This is a genomic window from Bordetella petrii (genome assembly GCF_020991325.1).
Taxonomy (GTDB): Bacteria; Pseudomonadota; Gammaproteobacteria; order Burkholderiales; family Burkholderiaceae_B; genus Bordetella_A; species Bordetella_A petrii_E.
The window spans coordinates 1-18,430 of sequence record NZ_JAJMLX010000070.1 but is presented as its reverse complement, the minus strand read 5'-3'; the positions used below and the strand labels follow the sequence as shown (position 1 = coordinate 18,430).

At 66.0% G+C, this 18,430-nt stretch carries 18 protein-coding genes and 1 pseudogene; 9 read left to right on the top strand and 10 right to left on the bottom strand.

Annotated elements, in window-relative coordinates; all coding sequences use genetic code 11:
* The 4 genes from LPZ50_RS09575 to LPZ50_RS09560 form a co-directional block, all read left to right on the top strand.
* The coding region (locus LPZ50_RS09575) for a class I adenylate-forming enzyme family protein (RefSeq protein ID WP_230660536.1) at positions 1–1,359 on the top strand (1,359 nt) is incomplete at its 5' end.
* A gap of 56 nt (positions 1,360–1,415) precedes the next feature.
* Entirely contained in the window at positions 1,416–2,393 is a 978-nt protein-coding gene (locus LPZ50_RS09570) for a Bug family tripartite tricarboxylate transporter substrate binding protein (protein ID WP_230660533.1), read from the top strand.
* Positions 2,394–2,408: 15 nt separating this feature from the next.
* Positions 2,409–3,368 carry an NAD(P)H-dependent flavin oxidoreductase gene (locus LPZ50_RS09565; protein WP_230660530.1) on the top strand — a complete coding sequence of 320 codons (960 nt, stop codon included), beginning with the start codon at positions 2,409–2,411 and terminating at the stop codon, positions 3,366–3,368.
* Between the two features lie 187 nt (positions 3,369–3,555).
* Entirely contained in the window at positions 3,556–4,110 is a 555-nt protein-coding gene (locus LPZ50_RS09560) for an REP-associated tyrosine transposase (protein ID WP_230660527.1), read from the top strand.
* A 229-nt stretch (positions 4,111–4,339) separates the two neighbouring features.
* On the opposite strand, the gene LPZ50_RS09555 is transcribed toward LPZ50_RS09560, so the two are convergent.
* Together LPZ50_RS09555 and LPZ50_RS09550 are read right to left on the bottom strand one after the other, a co-directional pair.
* Positions 4,340–5,323, bottom strand: a complete 984-nt coding sequence (locus LPZ50_RS09555; RefSeq protein WP_230660525.1) for a Bug family tripartite tricarboxylate transporter substrate binding protein — start codon at positions 5,321–5,323, stop codon at positions 4,340–4,342.
* 143 nt (positions 5,324–5,466) lie between these two features.
* Positions 5,467–6,366: a LysR substrate-binding domain-containing protein gene (locus tag LPZ50_RS09550; protein WP_230660523.1), complete on the bottom strand. Its 900-nt coding sequence runs from the start codon at positions 6,364–6,366 to the stop codon at positions 5,467–5,469.
* A gap of 107 nt (positions 6,367–6,473) precedes the next feature.
* Between LPZ50_RS09550 and LPZ50_RS09545 the strand changes: the two genes are divergently transcribed.
* From LPZ50_RS09545 to LPZ50_RS09535, 3 genes are read left to right on the top strand one after another with little or no spacing between them, the layout of a single operon-like run.
* Complete coding sequence (locus LPZ50_RS09545) at positions 6,474–7,388, top strand: SDR family NAD(P)-dependent oxidoreductase (RefSeq protein WP_230660520.1); 915 nt, start codon at positions 6,474–6,476, stop codon at positions 7,386–7,388.
* A gap of 8 nt (positions 7,389–7,396) precedes the next feature.
* Positions 7,397–8,257 carry a MaoC/PaaZ C-terminal domain-containing protein gene (locus LPZ50_RS09540; RefSeq protein WP_230660517.1) on the top strand — a complete coding sequence of 287 codons (861 nt, stop codon included), beginning with the start codon at positions 7,397–7,399 and terminating at the stop codon, positions 8,255–8,257.
* 28 nt (positions 8,258–8,285) lie between these two features.
* A complete protein-coding gene (locus LPZ50_RS09535) occupies positions 8,286–9,512 on the top strand; it encodes a CaiB/BaiF CoA transferase family protein (RefSeq protein ID WP_230660514.1) in 1,227 nt (408 codons plus the stop codon).
* 42 nt (positions 9,513–9,554) lie between these two features.
* Here LPZ50_RS09535 and LPZ50_RS09530 read toward each other — a convergent pair whose 3' ends face one another.
* The 7 genes from LPZ50_RS09530 to LPZ50_RS09500 are packed head-to-tail and all read right to left on the bottom strand — an operon-like array spanning position 9,555 to position 16,013.
* Positions 9,555–10,280, bottom strand: coding sequence for an amino acid ABC transporter ATP-binding protein (locus LPZ50_RS09530; protein ID WP_230660511.1), 726 nt, complete (start codon positions 10,278–10,280; stop codon positions 9,555–9,557).
* Between the two features lie 25 nt (positions 10,281–10,305).
* Positions 10,306–11,001 carry an amino acid ABC transporter permease gene (locus LPZ50_RS09525; RefSeq protein WP_230660508.1) on the bottom strand — a complete coding sequence of 232 codons (696 nt, stop codon included), beginning with the start codon at positions 10,999–11,001 and terminating at the stop codon, positions 10,306–10,308.
* Positions 11,002–11,003: 2 nt separating this feature from the next.
* The gene (locus tag LPZ50_RS09520) at positions 11,004–11,699 is read right to left on the bottom strand and encodes an amino acid ABC transporter permease (protein WP_230660505.1); all 696 of its coding nucleotides are present in this window, start codon (positions 11,697–11,699) and stop codon (positions 11,004–11,006) included.
* 45 nt (positions 11,700–11,744) lie between these two features.
* Positions 11,745–12,599: an ABC transporter substrate-binding protein gene (locus LPZ50_RS09515; protein ID WP_230660502.1), complete on the bottom strand. Its 855-nt coding sequence runs from the start codon at positions 12,597–12,599 to the stop codon at positions 11,745–11,747.
* Positions 12,600–12,640: 41 nt separating this feature from the next.
* A complete protein-coding gene (locus tag LPZ50_RS09510; protein ID WP_230660499.1) occupies positions 12,641–14,245 on the bottom strand; it encodes a rhodanese-like domain-containing protein in 1,605 nt (534 codons plus the stop codon).
* Positions 14,242–15,426: a cystathionine beta-lyase gene (gene metC, locus LPZ50_RS09505; protein ID WP_230660496.1), complete on the bottom strand. Its 1,185-nt coding sequence runs from the start codon at positions 15,424–15,426 to the stop codon at positions 14,242–14,244. The genes LPZ50_RS09510 and metC overlap by 4 nt, the downstream gene beginning before the upstream one ends.
* On the bottom strand, positions 15,426–16,013 hold the full coding sequence (locus LPZ50_RS09500) for a hypothetical protein (protein WP_230660492.1): 588 nt from the start codon (positions 16,011–16,013) through the stop codon (positions 15,426–15,428). The genes metC and LPZ50_RS09500 overlap by 1 nt, the downstream gene beginning before the upstream one ends.
* Before the next feature lie 144 nt (positions 16,014–16,157).
* On the opposite strand from LPZ50_RS09500, the gene LPZ50_RS09495 reads away from it, so the two are divergent.
* Positions 16,158–17,021, top strand: a complete 864-nt coding sequence (locus LPZ50_RS09495; protein WP_230660490.1) for a LysR substrate-binding domain-containing protein — start codon at positions 16,158–16,160, stop codon at positions 17,019–17,021.
* A gap of 71 nt (positions 17,022–17,092) precedes the next feature.
* Positions 17,093–17,896, top strand: coding sequence for an alpha/beta fold hydrolase (locus tag LPZ50_RS09490; RefSeq protein ID WP_230660487.1), 804 nt, complete (start codon positions 17,093–17,095; stop codon positions 17,894–17,896).
* A 48-nt stretch (positions 17,897–17,944) separates the two neighbouring features.
* On the opposite strand, the pseudogene LPZ50_RS09485 reads toward LPZ50_RS09490, so the two are convergent.
* Positions 17,945–18,430, bottom strand: a pseudogene (locus LPZ50_RS09485) (hypothetical protein); the annotation flags it as partial.

Sequence of the window (18,430 nt, the reverse complement as noted above, 5' to 3'; positions counted from 1 at the left end):
CGGGGCGTGCGCCGGGGCGCCCGCGTGGCCGTGGTGGGCGAAACCTGTCCCGAGATGATCCAGGCGCTGTTCGCCTGCAGCCTGCTGGGCGCCTGGCCAGTGGGCCTGAACGCGCGCCTGAGCCGGCGCGAGGTCGGCGTCATCCTGGACCATGCCCGGCCCGCGCTGACGCTGTACACCAGCCGCGTGTCCCCCGCCGCGGCCGGCCATGCGCAGGAGGCAGGCGCAAGCGAGACGGATGCCGGCACCTGGGGCGCGGGCAACCACCATGCCCTTGCCGGCAGGCCCGCCACGGCGGAAACCGGCCACCTGGCGGGCCAGGTGGCCACCGTGATCTATACATCGGGCACCACCGGCGCCCCCAAGGGCGTCATGGTGCCGCACCGCGGCCTACTGCATTTCGCGCGCATTTCGGCGGCATCGCGCCGCCTGGTGCCCGGCGACATCGGCTATGCGGCGCTGCCGCTGTCGCACATTTTCGGCATCGCCACCGTGCTGATGGCCACCGTGCATGCCGGCGCCAGCCTGGTGCTGCGCAGCCGCTACGATCCGCAGGACGTGCTGCGCGCGCTGCAATCGCCCGGCATCAGCATTCTGCAGGGCGTGCCCACCATGTTCACCCGCCTGCTGGCGGCCGCCCCCGCGCAGCCCCCCGCCGCCCCGCGGCTACGCTATGTGTACACCGGCGGCGCCGCACTGGACCCCACGCTCAAGCGCGACACGGAACGCTACTTCGGCCTGCCCCTGCACCATGGCTACGGCATCACCGAGTATGCGGGTTCCCTGTTCGTGACCGATATCGATTCGCCCCGCGCCGATTGCGCCACGGGCCAGGCCGTCGAGGGCGTGGAACTGCGCCTGGGCTCGCCCGATGCCGGGCCGCCCCGGCCCGGCGAACGCGGCGACATCCTGGTGCGCGGCCCGGGCGTCATGCTGGGCTACTACCGCAATCCCGCCCAGACCGCCCAGGCCCTGCTGGAGGGTGGCTGGCTGAACACGGGCGACATCGGCCATGTGGATGAACAGGGCGCCCTGTTCATCGCCGGCCGCTCGAAAGACCTGATCATCCGGTCCGGCTTCAACGTATACCCGGCCGAAGTCGAGGCCGTCATCAATGCTTTTCCGGGAGTGCGGCTGTCGGCCGTGGTGGGCCGCCTGGAAGCCGACCAGAACGAGGAAGTGGTGGCATTCATCGAGGCCCAGCCGGGCACGACGGTGGATGCCGATGCCCTGATGACGCACCTGCGCGGCCAATTGGCGCCTTACAAGCGGCCGGCGCGCATTGTTCCCATCGACGCGCTGCCCACCACGGTCAGCGGCAAGATCCTGAAACAGCCGTTGCGGGAACGGCTGGCCTGAAGCATGCCCCATGCATCCCGCCCACACCAACAAATATCCATAACCAGGAGACACCCATGAAAACACCATCGCTGTTGCGCGCCTGCGCGCTGGCCGCCGCGCTATGCGCCGCCGGTGGCGCCGCCCAGGCTGCCGACTTTCCTGACCGCCCGCTGCGGCTGCTGGTGGGCTACGCCCCCGGCGGCCCGGTGGACACCACCGCGCGCGTGTTCGCCAAGTACCTGGGCGACAAGCTGGGCCAGCCCGTGGTGGTGGAAAACCGCGCCGGCGCCAGCGGCATGATCGCATCCGACGCCACCGCCAAGGCAGCCCCCGACGGCTATCTGCTGGGCTTCGCCGCCAGCCCCTCGCTGACGATTTCCCCGCTGGTGCAGAACAGCAAGCTGTTCGACCCGCGCAAAGACTTCACGCCCATCGGCATGGTGGTGGACTACACCAACGTGCTGCTGATCGGCCCGCAAATTCCCGCCAAGAGCGTCAGCGAACTGATCGCCTATGCCAAGAAGAATCCCGACGCGGTCACGTTCGGGTCGGCCGGCGTGGGGGCCTCCAACCACTTGTCGGCCGAGCTGCTGAAACAGCAGGCCGACGCGCCCATGCTGCACGTGCCCTATCGCGGCAATTCCCCCGCCATGATGGACGTGGTCAGCGGCAAGATCACCTTCATGTTCGACATCACCAGCACGGCCATTCCCTTCGTCAAGAGCGGCAAGGCGCGCGCCCTGGCGGTTACCTCGCGCACGCGCAACCCGGAACTGCCCGACGTGCCCACCATGATCGAGGCCGGCCTGAAAGACTACGAAGTGGTCGGCTGGTATGCGCTGATGGCTCCGCCCAAGCTGCCCGATGCCGTCAGGACGCGGCTGGCCCAGGCACTGTCGGAAGTGTCGAAAGACCCGGCCTTCCGCAAGGCCATGGTCGAAGGCGGCTATACCGTCGACGACGGCGACGGCAAAGCCGTGCAGGCGCGCATCGAACGCGAATACGCCATGTGGGCCGACGTGATCAAGTCGGCCAATATCCAGACCAACTAACCGGAGCACCCGCCGATGCCCGTCATGCAATTCCTGCGCTCCACCACCCGCCTGCCGGTCATCGGCGCGCCCATGTTCCTGGTGTCGGGCCCCGACCTGGTCATTGCCCAGTGCGCGGCGGGCATCATCGGCACCTTTCCGTCGCTGAACGCGCGGCCGCAGGAAGCCCTGCACGATTGGCTGACGCGCATCGAAGACGGCCTGGCGGCGCATCGGCAGGCCCATCCGGGCGCCATCGTGGCGCCCTACGGCGTGAACCTGATCGTGCACCCCACCAACGAACGCTGGCAGGGCGACCTGGCCATCTGTGTGGAACACCGCGTACCGTTGATCGTGACATCGCTGCACGCTCCCGACGCCGTGGTGCAGGCGGTGCGCCCTTATGGCGGCCTGGTATTCCACGATGTCACCAATGTCAGGCACGCGCGGCGCGCGCTGGAGGCAGGCGTAGACGGGTTGATCCTGGTGGCGGCCGGCGCGGGCGGCCATGCGGGGGCCATCAACCCCATCGCGCTGGTCAACGAGATCCGCGCGTTCTACGACGGCCCGCTGGCGCTGTCGGGCTGCATCAGCCACGGCAAGGACGTGCTGGCGGCGCAGGCCCTGGGCTGCGATTTCGCCTACATGGGCACGCGCTTCATCGCCACCCACGAATCGCTGGCTCCCGACCGGTATCGCGAAATGGTGCTGCAGGCGGGCGTGGACGATGTGATGTACACGCCTTTCTTTTCGGGAGTGCCGGCCAATTACCTGATCCCCAGCATCGCCGCGGCGGGGCTGGATCCGGCCCTGCTGGATCGCATGGACGCCAACCCGGTAAACCTGGACAAGCGCAGCCGGCCCAAGGCCTGGAAAGAAGTATGGAGCGCCGGCCAGGGAGTGGGCGCCACGCAGGAACTGCTGTCGACCCAGGCCCTGGTCGAGCAGCTGGCACGGGAATACGAAGAAGCCAGGGGACAGTTGCTGCGGGGCTGAGGAAATGTCCGCACTACCCTGGCCGGGCGTCTGGCACCGTCCGACTGGCTAGGGTGTCTGGCTCCCGCCAGGGTGCCGGACACCTGACGCTACGTGTTTCCAGCCGGGACAAAAGCGCTGCTTGAATCGCACGCACCAGTGGCGCGCGGTATATCGTCGGCACTGGTCGCCACTCATCCCTGCAAGCATGCCGCGTTCGCCCCGTATTCTTATCGCCCACCAGCCTCACCACATCATTCAGCGCGGCCATCGCCGACAAGTCGTCTTTGAGTACGCCAGCGAGTACCGTGCCTACCTGGCAGAAATGCACGACTACGCACTGCAGTTGAATATCGCATTACATGCCTGGTGCCTGATGCCGAATCATGTGCATCTACTGCTGACGCCGGGGGATGACCCCAGCACGATCTCTACCCTGATGAAACACGTGGCACGCGGAGCCACACGCCGATTCAACGCACGCAAGCAAACCATGGGCACAATCTGGGAAACTCGGTTCAAATGCTGGGTAATCGACCAGGACAGGTATTTTCTGGAATGCTGCCGGTACATAGAGCTGAATCCCGTACGGGCAAGACTGGTACGCTCGGCGGATGCATATCCTTGGTCAAGCCATCGTGAGCGTATTGGTGTGGTGCCGCGATGCAAGCTGGTGCTGCATCCGTTGTACCTGGAAATGGGGCAAGATGAAGCCGCTCGCAGAAAGGCGTATTGCGCTTTTCTGGAAAGTGCGCTGTGTTGACGGCTATCCACGGGTGTCTGGCTCCCGCCAGGGTGCCGGACACCGTCCTACTGAGATCGCCGCGACGCGCAACGGTGTCCGGCACCTCCGGAGCCGGACACCCGGCCATACTTTCACTTTCACCTCCGGAGCCAAACACCGGGACGTACTTTCTTTCACCTCAAGGTAGCGGCATGGGTGTCTGGCTCCCGCCAGGGTGCCGGACACCGCCCCACCCTGCAGGCACGCCTCATTCCAGCTTGATGCCCGCGGCCTTGATCACTTTGCCCCATTTGGCGATCTCGGCCTTCAGGAAGGCGCCGAATTCTTCGGGGCTGCCGGGCTTCGGTTCGGCGCCGGCGGCCAGCATGCTCTTGGCGGTGGCGGGGTTGCCCAGGGCCTGGACCATGTCCGCGTTCACGCGCTTGACCACGTCGGCGGGCGTGCCCGCCGGGGTCACCATGCCGCTCCAGGAATAGGCCTCGTAGCCCGGCACGCCGGAAGCAGAAATCGTGGGGATGCCCGGAAACAGGGCCGAAGGTTCGGGGTTGCCCACGCCCAGCGGACGGATCTTGCCGCCCTTCAGGTGCGGCATGGCCGAGGGGCCATCGGCGAACATGACCTGCACCTGGCCGCCCAGCAAATCCTGCATGGCCGGCGCGCTGCCGCGGTAGGGCACGTGCTGGATGCGGGTGCCCGTCATGCTGTTGAACAGTTCGCCCGCCAGGTGGGTGCCCCCGCCCGTGCCCGATGAACCGAACGACAATTTCCCCGGGTTCTGCTTGGCATAGGCGATCAGTTCGCCTACGGATTTCACGGGCAGCGATTCGTGCACCACCAGCACGATGGGAAATACCGCCGCCATGCCCACCGGCACGAAATCCGTGGTGATGTCGTAGCTGAGGTTGCCGCGCAGGCTGGGCAGCACCGCGTGGTGGATGGATGCGAAGAAATAATGGTAGCCATCGGCGGGCGATTTGGCGGCCGCCTGGGCCCCCACGATGCCGCCGGCCCCCGCCTTGTTGTCCACCACCACCGGGGTTTTCCACATTTCACCCAGCGGCTGGGTAGTGAAGCGGGCGGTGGTATCCACCGGCCCGCCCGGCGGGAATGGCACGATGAAATTGACGGGCCGGTCCGGCCAGCCTGCTGCGCGTGCCTGGAATGGGAGAGTGGCGGCCGCGCAGGCAGCCCCCAGCCCCGCCAGCAGGCGGCGGCGTTGCGTGTCATGCATAGGAGTGTCTCCGGTTTTCTTGTCGGCGCGCAGCGGGCGTGCAGCCCGCCGCGGTGGGCCTATTATTCGCGCATCCGGGCGCGCTTGCCGATTCTTTTTTGCCGAAGCCCCTGTTCAGCGGGCCGGTTCCCGCCCCTATTTTTCTACGCCGCCTTCGCGGCGGCCTGCACGTGTTCGATGAACGACTCCACGAATTTGGGCAAGTCCCGCCCGCGCTGGCGGCACAGCAGGCGGTCGCGCTGCGCCCAGGCATCTTCCAGGCGCAGCACATGCAGGGCCTGCGGCCGGCTGTAGCGCGCCGCGCAGGCGCGCGGCACCACGGCAATGCCGGCGCCCGCCTCGACCATGCGGCACACCGCCTCGAAGCTGCCCACGTGCACGCGCTGGCACAGGCGCTTGCCCAGCCCGGACGCGATGTCTTCCAGGAAGGTCTGGATGGCGCTGTTGGGATGGATGCCCACGAACTGGTAGGCGTCGATCACGTCCACGAAGCGCACCGAATCCAGCTGCGCCAGGGGATGGCCCAGCGCGGTGACAATGGCCAGTTCGTCGCGGAACAGCGGCATCACGTCCAGGCCGTCCACATCGATATTGCCGGCCACGATGCCCAGGTCGGCCGTGCCGGCGCGGATGGCCAGCACGATATCGCCGGAGATTTTCTCTTCCAGCTCGATGTCCACGTCGGGATTCTCGGCCAGGAAAGTGGACATGGCGTCGGCCAGGAACGAATTGGTGGCGGTGGTATTGGCCAGCAGCCGCAGGCGCCCCTTGATGCCGCTGGCGTAGGGCTGCAGGTCGGCGTTCAGGCATTCCAGCTGGCGGAACACCGCGTGCGCGTGCTTCAGCAGCACTTCGCCCGCTGGCGTCAGCGACACGCCCGTGGCCTGGCGCACCAGCAGGCGCGCCTTGAAACCCTCTTCCATGTTCTTGACGCGGGCGCTGGCGGCCGGCAGCGACAGGAAAGTGCGTTCAGCCGCGCGCGTCAGGTTCAGGGTTTCGCCCACGTTCACGAATAAACGCAGGTCGGTCAGGTCGTGTCTCATGTTCCGCCACACAAAAGGGGGGTGTCTTTAATTTTGAATTCCGCTGCCCTGCCCTGAAATCTACCATGCAGAGAGTCGGGGCATGCGCCCCATAGGAGGAATGACCCATGAGCGGCATAGTTGAAGGGAAGGTAGTCGTTGTAACGGGCGCCGGCGGCGGCATCGGGCGCGGCGTGGCGCTGGCCATGGCGGCGGCGGGCGCCAAGGTAGTGGTCAACGACATCGGCGTCTCGCTGCAGGGCGAAGGCGGCGGCGACGGCCCGGCCCAGTCGGTGGTGCAGGAAATCCTGGCCGCCGGCGGCCAGGCATGCCCCAACACCGACAGCGTGGCCAGCTACGAAGGCGCCAGCAACATCATCAAAACGGCCGTCGATACCTTCGGCCGCATCGACGCCGTGGTCAACAACGCGGGCAACCTGCGCGACCGCGTGTTCCACAAGATGAGCGAAGAAGAATGGCGCCAGGTGCTCGACGTGCACCTGAACGGCACGTTCTACATGAGCCGCGCGGCCGCCCCGTACTTCCGCGAGCAGGAATCGGGCGCCTTCGTGCACATGACGTCCACGTCGGGCCTGATCGGCAACTTCGGCCAGGCCAACTACGCGGCCGCCAAGCTGGGCATCGCCGCGCTGTCCAAGTCCATCGCCCTGGACATGGCGCGCTACCACGTGCGCTCGAACTGCATCGCGCCCTTCGCCTGGAGCCGCATGACCAGCTCCATCCCGGCCGAAACCGAAGCCGAGAAAGCGCGCGTCGAAAAACTGAAGAAAATGGAAGCCGGCAAGGTTGCGCCCCTGGCCGTGTACCTGGCCAGCGACGCCGCCAGCGAGGTCAATGCCCAGATTTTCGCGGTGCGCGCCAACGAGATCATGCTGATGAGCCAGCCGCGCCCGATCCGCAGCGTGCACTACAGCGAAGGCTGGACGCCCGAACTCATCGGCGAGATCGCCATTCCCGCCATGCGCAAGCAGTTCTACGCGCTGGAACGCTCGCCCGACGTCATCGACTGGGACCCCATCTGAGGCCTGCCATGCCCTTGAACTACGACACCATCAAAAACTGGCACTTCGACGATGTGCACCACCGCTACGACGACAAAGACACCATGTTGTACGCGCTGGGCATCGGCCTGGGCCAGGACCCGCTCGACCCGGGCCAGCTGCGCTATGTGTACGAGCAGAACCTGCAGGCCTTTCCCACCATGGCCACGGTGCTGGGCTACCCCGGCTTCTGGATGAGCGATCCGCGCGCCGGCATCGACTGGGTGCGGCTGGTGCATGGCGAACAGCGCCTGACGCTGCATGCGCCCCTGCCCGCCGGCGGCACCGTCGTCGGCAAGAGCCGCATCACCCATGTCATCGACAAAGGGGCCGACAAAGGCGCGCTGGTGGTTACCGAACGCACGCTGCACGACGAGGCCGGCACCTGCCTGGCCACGCTGCAGCATTCCACCTTCTGCCGCGGCGACGGCGGCTTCGGCCAGGGCGACGAAAACCCCGCGCCCCTGCCGCCCGCCCCCACCCGCGCGCCCGACCGGCAATGCACCCTGACGGTGGCGCCCAACGCGGCCCTGATATACCGCCTGAACGCCGACCGCAACCCCCTGCATGCCGACCCGGAGATCGCGCGCCAGGCGGGGTATCCGCAGCCCATTTTGCACGGCCTGTGTACCTATGGCATGGCGGCCCACGCCATCGTCAAGACCTGGTGCGATTACGACGCCACCCGGCTCACCAGCCTGAACGCCCGGTTTTCTTCCCCCGTTTACCCGGGCGAAGCGCTACAGTTCGACATGTGGCGCGGCGAAGGCAAGGCGCTGCATTTCATCGTGCGCGCCGTGGCACGCGATGTCGTGGTCATGAGCAACGGTACCGCCACGGTCAACTCCTGAGCGCGCTAGCGCAACGAGCAGCATCCCCATGGATTCCAGACCCCCGCCCCTCGAGGGCATCCGCGTGCTCGACCTGAGCCGCATCCTGGCCGGCCCCTGGTGCACCCAGAACCTGGCCGACCTGGGCGCCGACGTCATCAAGGTGGAACGTCCCGGCACCGGCGACGACACCCGCCACTGGGGTCCTCCCTACCTGAAAGACGGCCAGGGCCAGGACACCAACGAAGCCGCCTACTACCTTAGCGCCAACCGCAACAAGCGTTCGCTGGAAGCGGACATGGCCACGCCCGAAGGCGCGGCCCTGATCCGCGAACTGGCCGCGCATTGCGACATTCTGGTGGAAAACTTCAAGGTGGGCGGACTGCGCAAGTACGGCCTGGACTACGCCAGCCTGCGCGAAATAAATCCGCGCCTGATCTATTGCTCGGTTACCGGTTTCGGGCAAGACGGCCCGTGCGCGCAATTGCCCGGCTACGACTTCATGATCCAGGGCCTGGGCGGCCTGATGAGCATTACCGGCGAACGCGACGACCTGCCGGGCGGGGGCCCCCAGAAAGCCGGCGTGGCGGTCACCGACATCATCACCGGCATGTATGCCAGCGTGGCGATCCTGGCCGCGCTGCAGGAACGCCATCGCAGCGGGCTGGGACAGCACCTGGACATCGCCTTGCTGGATTGCCATGTGGCCATGCTGGCCAACCAGAACTCGAACTACTTCACATCGGGCGTGGCACCCACGCGCGCCGGCAACGCGCACCAGAACGTGGTGCCCTACCAGGTATTCGCGGCCAGCGACGGCCACCTGATCGTGGCCACCGGCAACGAATCGCAGTACCGCGCCTACTGCAAGGCCATCGGCGTTCCGGAACTGGGCGACGACCCGCGCTTTGCCACCAACCGGCTGCGCGTCACCAACCGCGAGGAACTCATCGCCCTGCTGACCGACATTATGAAACAGGGCAGGCGCGACGACTGGATCGCCAGGCTGGAAGCGGCCGGCGTGCCTTGCGGGCCCATCAACAATATCGCCCAGGCCTTCGCGCACCCTCAGGTGCAGGCGCGCCAGCTGCGGCGCGAACTTCCGCATCCGCTGGGCGGCCCCGCGTCGGTCACGGCCAGCCCGCTGCGGTTCTCGGGCTCGCCGGTGGTGTATCGCCACGCGCCGCCATTACTGGGCCAGCACACGGCCGAGATCCTGCGCGACGTGCTGGGCAAGAGCGACGCCGAAATCGCCGCGATGGCATCGCGCGCCTGATGCGGCCGTGCCCTTCCCCGGGGCATTCCGCACCAGCTGCCGTCAATGAATGATGTCGGCCAGGAATTTCCTGGCGCGCTCGTGGCACGGGTGCGTAAAGAATTCCGCGGGCGTGGCGTCTTCCAGGATTTCGCCGCGGTCCATGAACCAGACGCGGTCGGCGACTTCCCGGGCGAAGTTCATTTCGTGGGTGACGCACACCATGGTCATGCCGTCGGCGGCCAGGTTCTTCATGACACCCAGCACTTCGCCCACCATTTCCGGATCCAGCGCGCTGGTGGGCTCGTCGAACAGAATCAGCGGCGGCTTCTGCGCCAGCGCCCGCGCGATCGCCACACGCTGCTGCTGCCCGCCTGACAGATTGGCGGGCATGGCGTCCAGCTTGTCTTGCAGTCCGACCTTGTGCAGCAGCTCTTCGGCCAGCTCATGCGCCTGCTTGCGGCTCATGCCGCCCACCTTGATCGGCGACAGCGCGATATTGTCCTTTACCGACAGGTGAGGAAACAGGTTGAACTGCTGGAACACGAATCCGATCCGGGCACGCAGGTGATTGATATCGATACGGTCGCCGCTGATGCTTTCGCCCTGCACCCGTATCGTGCCGCTCTGGATGTCTTCCAGCTTGTTGATGGTGCGGATCATGGTCGATTTTCCCGACCCCGACGGGCCGCAAACCACCAGCACTTCGCCCGTGCGGACCTCGCCGCATAAATTGTTCAGCGCATGGTATTTCTTGTACCACTTGTTCACGCTGTCGAATTGAATCATCTTGTCTCTCCTTTGCCGTTACAGGCTATGCCGCCAGCCCCAGGCGCCTGTTGTGCAGATGCATTTCCAACTGCTTGGCCAGCTTCGACAGCAGGGCGCAAAGCAGAAAATAGAACAAGGCCAGCACCAGGTAGGTGCGCAGCGCGCCGGTCAGTTCGATGCTGTTGATCTGCTGGGCCGAGAACGCGGCTTCCTGTACGCCTATGATGTAGACGATGGACGTGGCCTTGATGGTGGACACGAACTGATTCAGCAAGGATGGAATCATGTTGCTCAGCGCTTGGGGCAACTGCACCGACCACAGCGTCTGCCAATAGCCCAGCCCCACCGCCCTGGCGGCTTCGACCTGGCCCGCCGGCAGCGACTGGATGCCCGCGCGCACGATCTCCGCCAGGAATGCCGATTCATACACGATGATCGCCGCCAGCGCGGTCGAGAACGGCGGCACCTCCACGCCGATCAGCACCGGCAGCAGGAAGTACGCCCAGAACACGATCATGATCAGCGGAATAGAGCGGAACGTATACACCCATGCCCCGGACAGCCATTTCACCCAGGGCTGGTCGCTGGTGCGCGCCACCCCGATCAGCAGCGCGAACGGAAAGGCGCCCGCCAGGCCCAGCGCGGCCAGGATGAGTGTGCCGGCGAAACCGCCAATGGGTCCGTTGGGCCAGGACCCCACCAGGAAAATCATGCCGTAGGTATGCAGGAAATCGACCATGCTCAGCTCTTGAAACTGGCCGGATACTTGCGGGCCAGGTAGGCGCCCAACGCCGAGATCAGCAGGGCCATGCACAAATAGATCAGGGTGGCGATCATGAAAATCTGGAACGTCTGGAAGGTGGCGTTCTCGATGCGCTTGGTCTGGTAGGTCAGGTCGGTTACGCCTATTACCATGGCCAGGCTGGTGTCCTTGAACAGAATGATCGACCGGTTCACGATGGGAGGCACGGCATAGCGCACGGCTTGCGGCAACACCACGTACAGCAGCGCCTGCATGGCGCCCAGCCCGATCGACCGCGCCGCCTCGATCTGCGTCGCGGCGATGGCCCGCATGCCCGAACGGATATCCTCGTAGTAATAGGCGCTGACATTCAGCGACAGCGCGATCAAGGCGAACGAGAACTCGGTGTTGCCCTGGTTGATCCAGTCGCGCAAGGCGGCGGGCAGGATTTCCGGCATGCCGAAGTACCACACCAGGATCTGCACCACGGTGGGCACATTGCGGTGGTATTCCACATACAGCGCCACCACGGCGCGCACAATGCGCGACGGAATCAGGTTGATGCCGGTCAGCACCAGGGCAACCGCAAAGCCGCCCGCCAGCGCGCCGGCGAAAAGCCGCAGGGTGATGGAAACCCCGGTCATGAGCATGCCCATGATCTCGGGATCGGACAGCATAGAAAAAGAAAAATCCATGGAAGTATCGAGGGCGGGCCGCGCCCTCTTTGCTGGGTTGCCGGATTACTTCGCCGCGTCGGCTTGCGCGGCCGCGGCCGCGGATTCCACCTTGAAATCGCGCGCCATCTTGTAGATGGACCCCTGCCCCATCCATTTATCGTAGATTTTGGTCAGTTCGCCCGACTGGTCCAGCGATGCGATGGCCTGGTTGATGGCCGCCAGCAGTTCGGGTTCCCCTTGCTTGACGATGATGCCGATGTGCTCGGTATAGGTGGGTTCATCCAGCAAGGCGGCAGGCTTGCCGTCCTTGAGCGAATCGTTCAGGAACCGGCGCAGCACCAGTTCGCCCGCCGTCATGGCGGCCACTTTGCCGCTTTGCAGGCCCACATAGCATTGCGAAATATTCTGGAAGGTGAGCACATTGGCGCCTTCCAGCACCCGCTGCGCGATGGCGGCCGAACTGGACCCCGACGACGCGCACACCTTCTTGCCCTTCAGATCGGCCAGTGTCTTGATGCCCGAATCGGCCCCGACCAGCACCTTGATGTAGCCCTGCAGGTACTGGTCGCTGAAATCCACCTGTTCGGCGCGCTTGGGCAGCCAGGCCACGGCGCCCGCCATCATGTCGACCCGGCCCATCTTCACTTCGGGGATGCGCGCCTCGGTGGACACCGGCTTGTGCTGCAGCTTCAGGCCCATCTGGCTGGCAATGGCCTTGCACATATCCACGTCGTAGCCGACATACTGGCGCGTGGCGGGATCCTGGTAACCATACGGCGAACTGGCGTTCTGCGTGCCGCACACCACGGTGCCGCGCGCCTTGATATCGTCCAGCTGGCCGGCCGCCGCGTGCCCAGCCCAGGCCGCCGACACGAAAATGGCGCCCGCCGCGAAGATTTTTACGAATTTTTGTTGCATGCCTCTCTCTCCTGTAATCGGGCCGGGCCTGTGGAAAAGGCCTAGATGCCCACCGAGAACGTCTTGCGTTCCTGCTCGTCGATCTGGGACACCAGGTTGGTTTCCCATTCCAGATACTGGCGCGCGGCCGCCTTGTTGCCGTCGTGGCGGTCGTGCACGAAAAACAGATAATCGATGCATGCCTCGTCGGGCAAGTCATCATTGGCCGCCAGCGGCAACCCGGATGCCGCCAGGGCGGCTTCATCGGCTACACATAGATAAATATCGCGGCGGCCCGCCTGTTCCAGGTCCGCTGCCAGCAGGGCCAGCTTGGCCTGGCTGTCGCCCAGCAGCAGCACCGGACCGGTCGGACGGCTCTCCAACTGCCGCATCAGCGTGGGGCGTATGACCCAGGCCGCGGCCCGGATGCTGCCCTGGCGGAACTGTGCGCTGGGCCGCGCATCCAGGATGGCCGCGTCCGGATGGGATTGCACGAAGGCTGCCAGCCGCGCCGGCGCCAGGTTGCTCGCATGCGACAACCGGGGTGACGGAACCGCTATCCGCGACACATCGCCCAATTGTCCGGGGGCCTGCAGCAGGCTGACGTCCCAGCCCAACTGCTTGAGCCAGCTGGCCACCACCGGAGCGCGTATGCCGTCGGTGTCGCACAGCACGATGCGCGCCTTGCGCACGCCTATGTACTGGTCGGTGGCCTGGATCAGCTGGCCGCCCGGGGTATGCTGCACCGCGGCCGGCAAGTCGCCCTGCCGGTGTTCTTCTTCGGTGCGCACGTCGCACAGGAATACGTTGCGGGCCTCGTCGTCCAGCCACGCACGCACCCGCGCCGCGTCCACAACGGGAATCGCGAAGCGCTCGCGCAAGCTGCCAGCCCGCTGGCGTGGCTTGTCCAGGCCCTGCGCGGCGATGGCCGCCGGGTACACCCGGCCGGACTGGTGCTCCAGCGGCAGGTCGGCCAGGTACCAACCCTGCGTGCCGTTCTCCAGCGCGTAAACCTCGTTGGGAATGCCCAGGTTGATCAGTGTCTGCGCGCCGATGATGCTGCGGGTACGGCCCGCGCAATTGATGATGATCTTGGTACGCGGATCGGGCGCCAGTTCGCCGATGCGCAACGCCAGTTCGCCGTTCGGGCAGCAGATCGCACCCGGGATATTCATCTTGCGGTACTCGGCGACGGGCCGGCCGTCCAGCACGACGACGTTCTCGGCGCCGTTGTTCAGCATGGCGTGCAGCTCGGGCGCCGACACGCTGGGGGTGCCGTAAGCATGCTCGGCCAGTTCGCCGAATGTCTTGCTTGGCAGATTCACGCCCGCGAAGGTGGCGTAGCCGGCCTCGCGCCATGCCTGGATGCCGCCCCGCAGAATATGCACCCGGCGGTATCCCAGGCCGTCGAGCACCCGCGCGGCCGCCAGCACGGCGGCCTCGGTGTCCGCATCGCCATAGATAACGGTGCGCGTGCCCAGGCGCGGCACCAGGCGCGCAATGTGCAGTTCCAGTTCGCTGTAGGGCAGCGGCACCGCGAAGAACAAGTGGTTCTCGCCGAACTGGCCATGTTCGCGCACGTCCAGCAGGGCCAGCTCGGCCGCGTCGTGTATCCAGGCCTTCAGGTCACGCGCCTCGATATAGCGCGGGGTGGATTCTGTCATCATGCAATCGCTTGTTGGGGTGATAAGGTGGACAAGGCCTTCAGCAAGGTGTCCAGATCGTGCGTGAGATCGGCCGGGTCTTCCAGGCCGATGTGCAGGCGCAGCAGGTACCCCGGGGCCACGGCCTGCCCCGCGTAGCGCGTGCGCGCGGGATCCACGGGCAGCACCAGGCTTTCATAGCCGCCCCACGACGAGCCGATGCCGAACAGCTGCAGCCGGTCGATCGCGGCCTCGATGGCCGCGCCAGGCAGGCCGGGGTCGAACTCGATGGTCAGCAGGCCGTTGCCGCCCTGCGCGTCGCGGCGCCACAGATCATGGTTGGGGTCGCCCGGCAGCGCGGGGTGGAACACCGTCTTGACGGCGGGCTGCCCGGCCAGCCAGCGCGCGATCTCCAGTGCGCTTTGTGCGTGGCGCTGCATTCTCAGGTCCAGCGTGCGCAGGCCGCGCAGCACCAGGAAAGCGTCGTCGGCCGAAACTGTCTGGCCCAGATTGATACTGACGTTCTCGATGGCCTCGAAATACGCCTGGCTGGCGGTGACCGCGCCCATCATCACATCCGAATGGCCGCCCAGGTACTTGGTGGCGGCCACCACCGAGATGTCGCAGCCCAGGGCCAGCGGCTGGTACGCCAGCCCGGAACCCCAGGTGTTGTCGGCGCACAGCACGATGCCGCGCGGCCGGCACACGCGCGCCATGGCCGGCAGGTCCAGCATGTCGTACAGCAGCGAACCGGGCGATTCGGCATACACCATGCGGGTTTCGGGCCGCAGGTGGCGTTCCCAATGGGGGTCGCGCGCGCTGAAGTAGCTGTGGCTGATGCCGTAGTTCGCCAACTGCGTCGCGCATAACCGCTTCACCGGTTCATAAACCCCCTCGGTGATCAGCACGTGGTCGCCCGCTTTCAGGCAGGCCAGCAACGTCGCGGCGATCGCGGCCAGGCCGGTGGGGAAAAGCTGGCTGCGAAAGCCGCCTTCCAGTTCGGTAAGGGCGTCTTCCAGCGCGTGGAGGGTCTCATTGCCGCGGGCGCCATACGACAATACCCGCTGCGTGTCGCGCAGGCGGCGCGCGTCGCGCCAGTGTTCCAGGCTGTCGAACAAATACGTGCTGCCCTTCACGATGGGTGTATTGGCCCACCCCGAGGCGGGCCGGCCCATGCGCGCCAGGCGGGTGGAACGGGTGCTCATCAGGCGCTCCGGCGCGTCTGCACGCCCACCGGCATGACCTTGCAGGTATGGTTCTCCACGTCGTAGGCCAGGCGCCGGTCCAGTTTTTCCAGCGCCAGGCCGTACATATGCAAATGCCGTATGTTGGCGTCCTCGATGCGCACGGCATGGATATCGTCGGCCAGCAGGGCGATGCCCTGGCCCGGCGAAACCAGCTTCATGCCGGTTTCGCGCAGCGTGGCGGGGCCGGGCTCGGCGCCGCCCTCGGCGCGTTCGTACAGGTAGTTGCTTTCCGTGCCTTCCACCGCCGCAATGCATGCCCAGGTGGTGTGATTGTGGGGCACGATCTTCTTGCCCGGTTTCATCACGTTCAGGTACAGCGCATAGGTGCTGTCGGGCTCTTCGTGGATCAGATAGCGGGCCTGCAGCTCGTCGCCCTCAGGCGCGGGATAGTCGGCTTCCGACCACCATTGCGGCCGCGAGGCAATACTTACCAGCGCGTCCAGCACGACGTCGAGATTTTCCCGGGTGACGGCGCCGCCGGTCTGCTGCTTGGCGACATCGATGAAGCGGGCGACAGCGGCCTGCTTTTCAGTGGCTTGGGTCATTGGTCAGTCTCCTGTAGTGGAAACGACTATAGGTGCGCCCCACCCGGCTCACAAATTAATTGTTATAAGAAACCCATAAGCAGCGCTAATTCTTTACCTATGAAAACGGCCCCGGCTGCCGGCAGAAAACCAAGGGAAATCCCTATGCAAAACCTGGATATGGACCTGCTCCGCACCCTGGCAACCGTGGAAAAAACTAATACATTCTCGGGGGCCGCCCAAGTCTTGTTCAAGACCCAGTCGGCCGTCACGCAGCAGATGCAACGGCTGGAAAACCAGTTGGGCTGCCCGCTGTTCCAGAAGAAGGGCCGCCGCCGCATCCTGACGGCCCAGGGGCAGCAACTGGCCGATTACGGGCGGCGGCTGCTGGCCATCAACGATGAAGCCTTGCGCAGCATCGGGCGCAACCAGATGGAAGGGCAGATCAAGCTGGGCGCGCCGCTGGACGTGGCCGACACGATCCTGCCGCCGGTGCTGACCCACATCGCCCGGCATGCGCCCAAGGTGCGCATGGAAATCCGCGTCGACCGCAGCCCTTTCCTGATGGAAGCGCTGGATTCCGGCGAGATCGACCTGACCATTTCCACCCGCGCCAGCCCCAATCTGACGGGCTTCGCGCTGCGGACCTCGCCCACGGCGTGGATATGCGCCGCCGATTACGTCCACAACCGGCGCGCACCCTTGCCGCTGATCCTGGCGGACGAACCCAGCATCTTCCGCCGCCTGGCCCTGGATGCCCTGGCGCAGACGCGCCTGACCTGGCACATCAACTACCTGGCGCCGACGCTGGTAGGCATCAAGGCGGCCGTGCGCGCCGGGCTGGGCGTCACCGCCCGCAGCGTGGAGTTCCTGGGGGCCGACATGCGGGTGCTGGGCGAGGCCGACGGCCTGCCGCCCTTGCCTCCCATGACATACATGCTATGGACACGGGGCGACACGATCAGCCCCTTGACCATTGCCATCTACGACATGCTGAAGGCCCAGTTCGAACAACAGGAAGCCGCTTAGGAACTGCGCGCGGGAAACGCCTTGCACCGGGCCCTTGGGGCAGGCATCGGGCCAGTCGCTAAAATCCCGCCATGCCTCACGACATCGCGACCGAAGATTTTCTTGTGCCCGCCGATCAGGGCCGCCTGTACGCACGGCGCTGGACGCCCGCGGCTTCCGGGCCGCCCAGCCCGGCCAGCCTGCCGCCCATCGTGCTGTTCCACGATTCGCTGGGCTGCGTGGCGCTGTGGCGCGATTTCCCCGAGAACCTGGCGCGCGCCACGGGACGCGCCGTCATCGCTTATGACCGCCTGGGCTTCGGCCAGTCCGATCCGCACCCAGGCGCGTTGACGGTGTCGTTCGTGCACGACGAAGCAGATGACGGATTCCGGCAGTTGCGGGAATCTCTGGGTGTGAAGGACTACATTGCCCTCGGCCACAGCGTCGGCGGCGGCATGGCCATCGTGTGCGCCGCCGCGCCCGATTCCCGGTGCGTGGGCCTGGTGACGGTGGCCGCGCAAACCTACGCCGAAGACCGCACCCTGGCCGGCATTCGCGATGCCAGGCATAGTTTCGCGCAGCCCGGGCAACTGGAACGCCTGATGAAATACCACGGCGGCAAGGCCGCCTGGGTACTGTCCGCCTGGACGGAAACCTGGCTGTCGCCGGACTTCGCCGACTGGAACCTGGACGCCGAGTTGCGGCAGGCGCGCTGCCCGGTGCTGGCGCTGCATGGCGACCAGGATGAATACGGATCGTCGGTGCACCCGCGCAAGATCGCCGAGCTTGCCCGGGGCCGCGCCGTCGTCCTGGAGAACTGCGGCCATGTGCCGCACCGCGAGCAAAGCGAACGCGTGCTGGGCCTGATTTCCGACTGGCTGCCAAAGGCTGGCTGATCCGGGCCAGGCGGCAAATAGAAAAACGAACACGGCCGCCGTGGCCACTCAGGTGTCGGACACCTTGTGTGTCCGACACCGCCCGCCATCTGGTTCCTGCGGCAACGCCGGGCGGCAAGCGTACTGCCCCTCTTGCGGCTGCCGCCGCACCGACGGCCGGTAGGCCAGGAACACCGCCGCCGCCAACAACTGCACGGCAATGGCCACGGCGAAGAACATGGCCTCGCCTTGCGGTTGCGCCCACGCGGCCACCTGCACAAAACCGAAGCAGGCCGGCGCGAACGCGTATGTGCCCTGCGCCATGGCTACGATCAGGGCCACCACGCGGGTCACATCCTGCGGGGCAAAATCGGTTTGCGCGATCAGCGGCGGTATGGACGTGGCGTTGCCGATGCCGGATCCCACCAGCATCACGCCCAGCACCATCAAGCCGGCCTGCCCGCCGTCGGCCGTCCACAGCACGGCCGCCCCGCAGGCCTGGATGGCGTATCCCGCCGCCGCCACGGCGCGCCGGTTGCCGAAGCGCTGCACGGC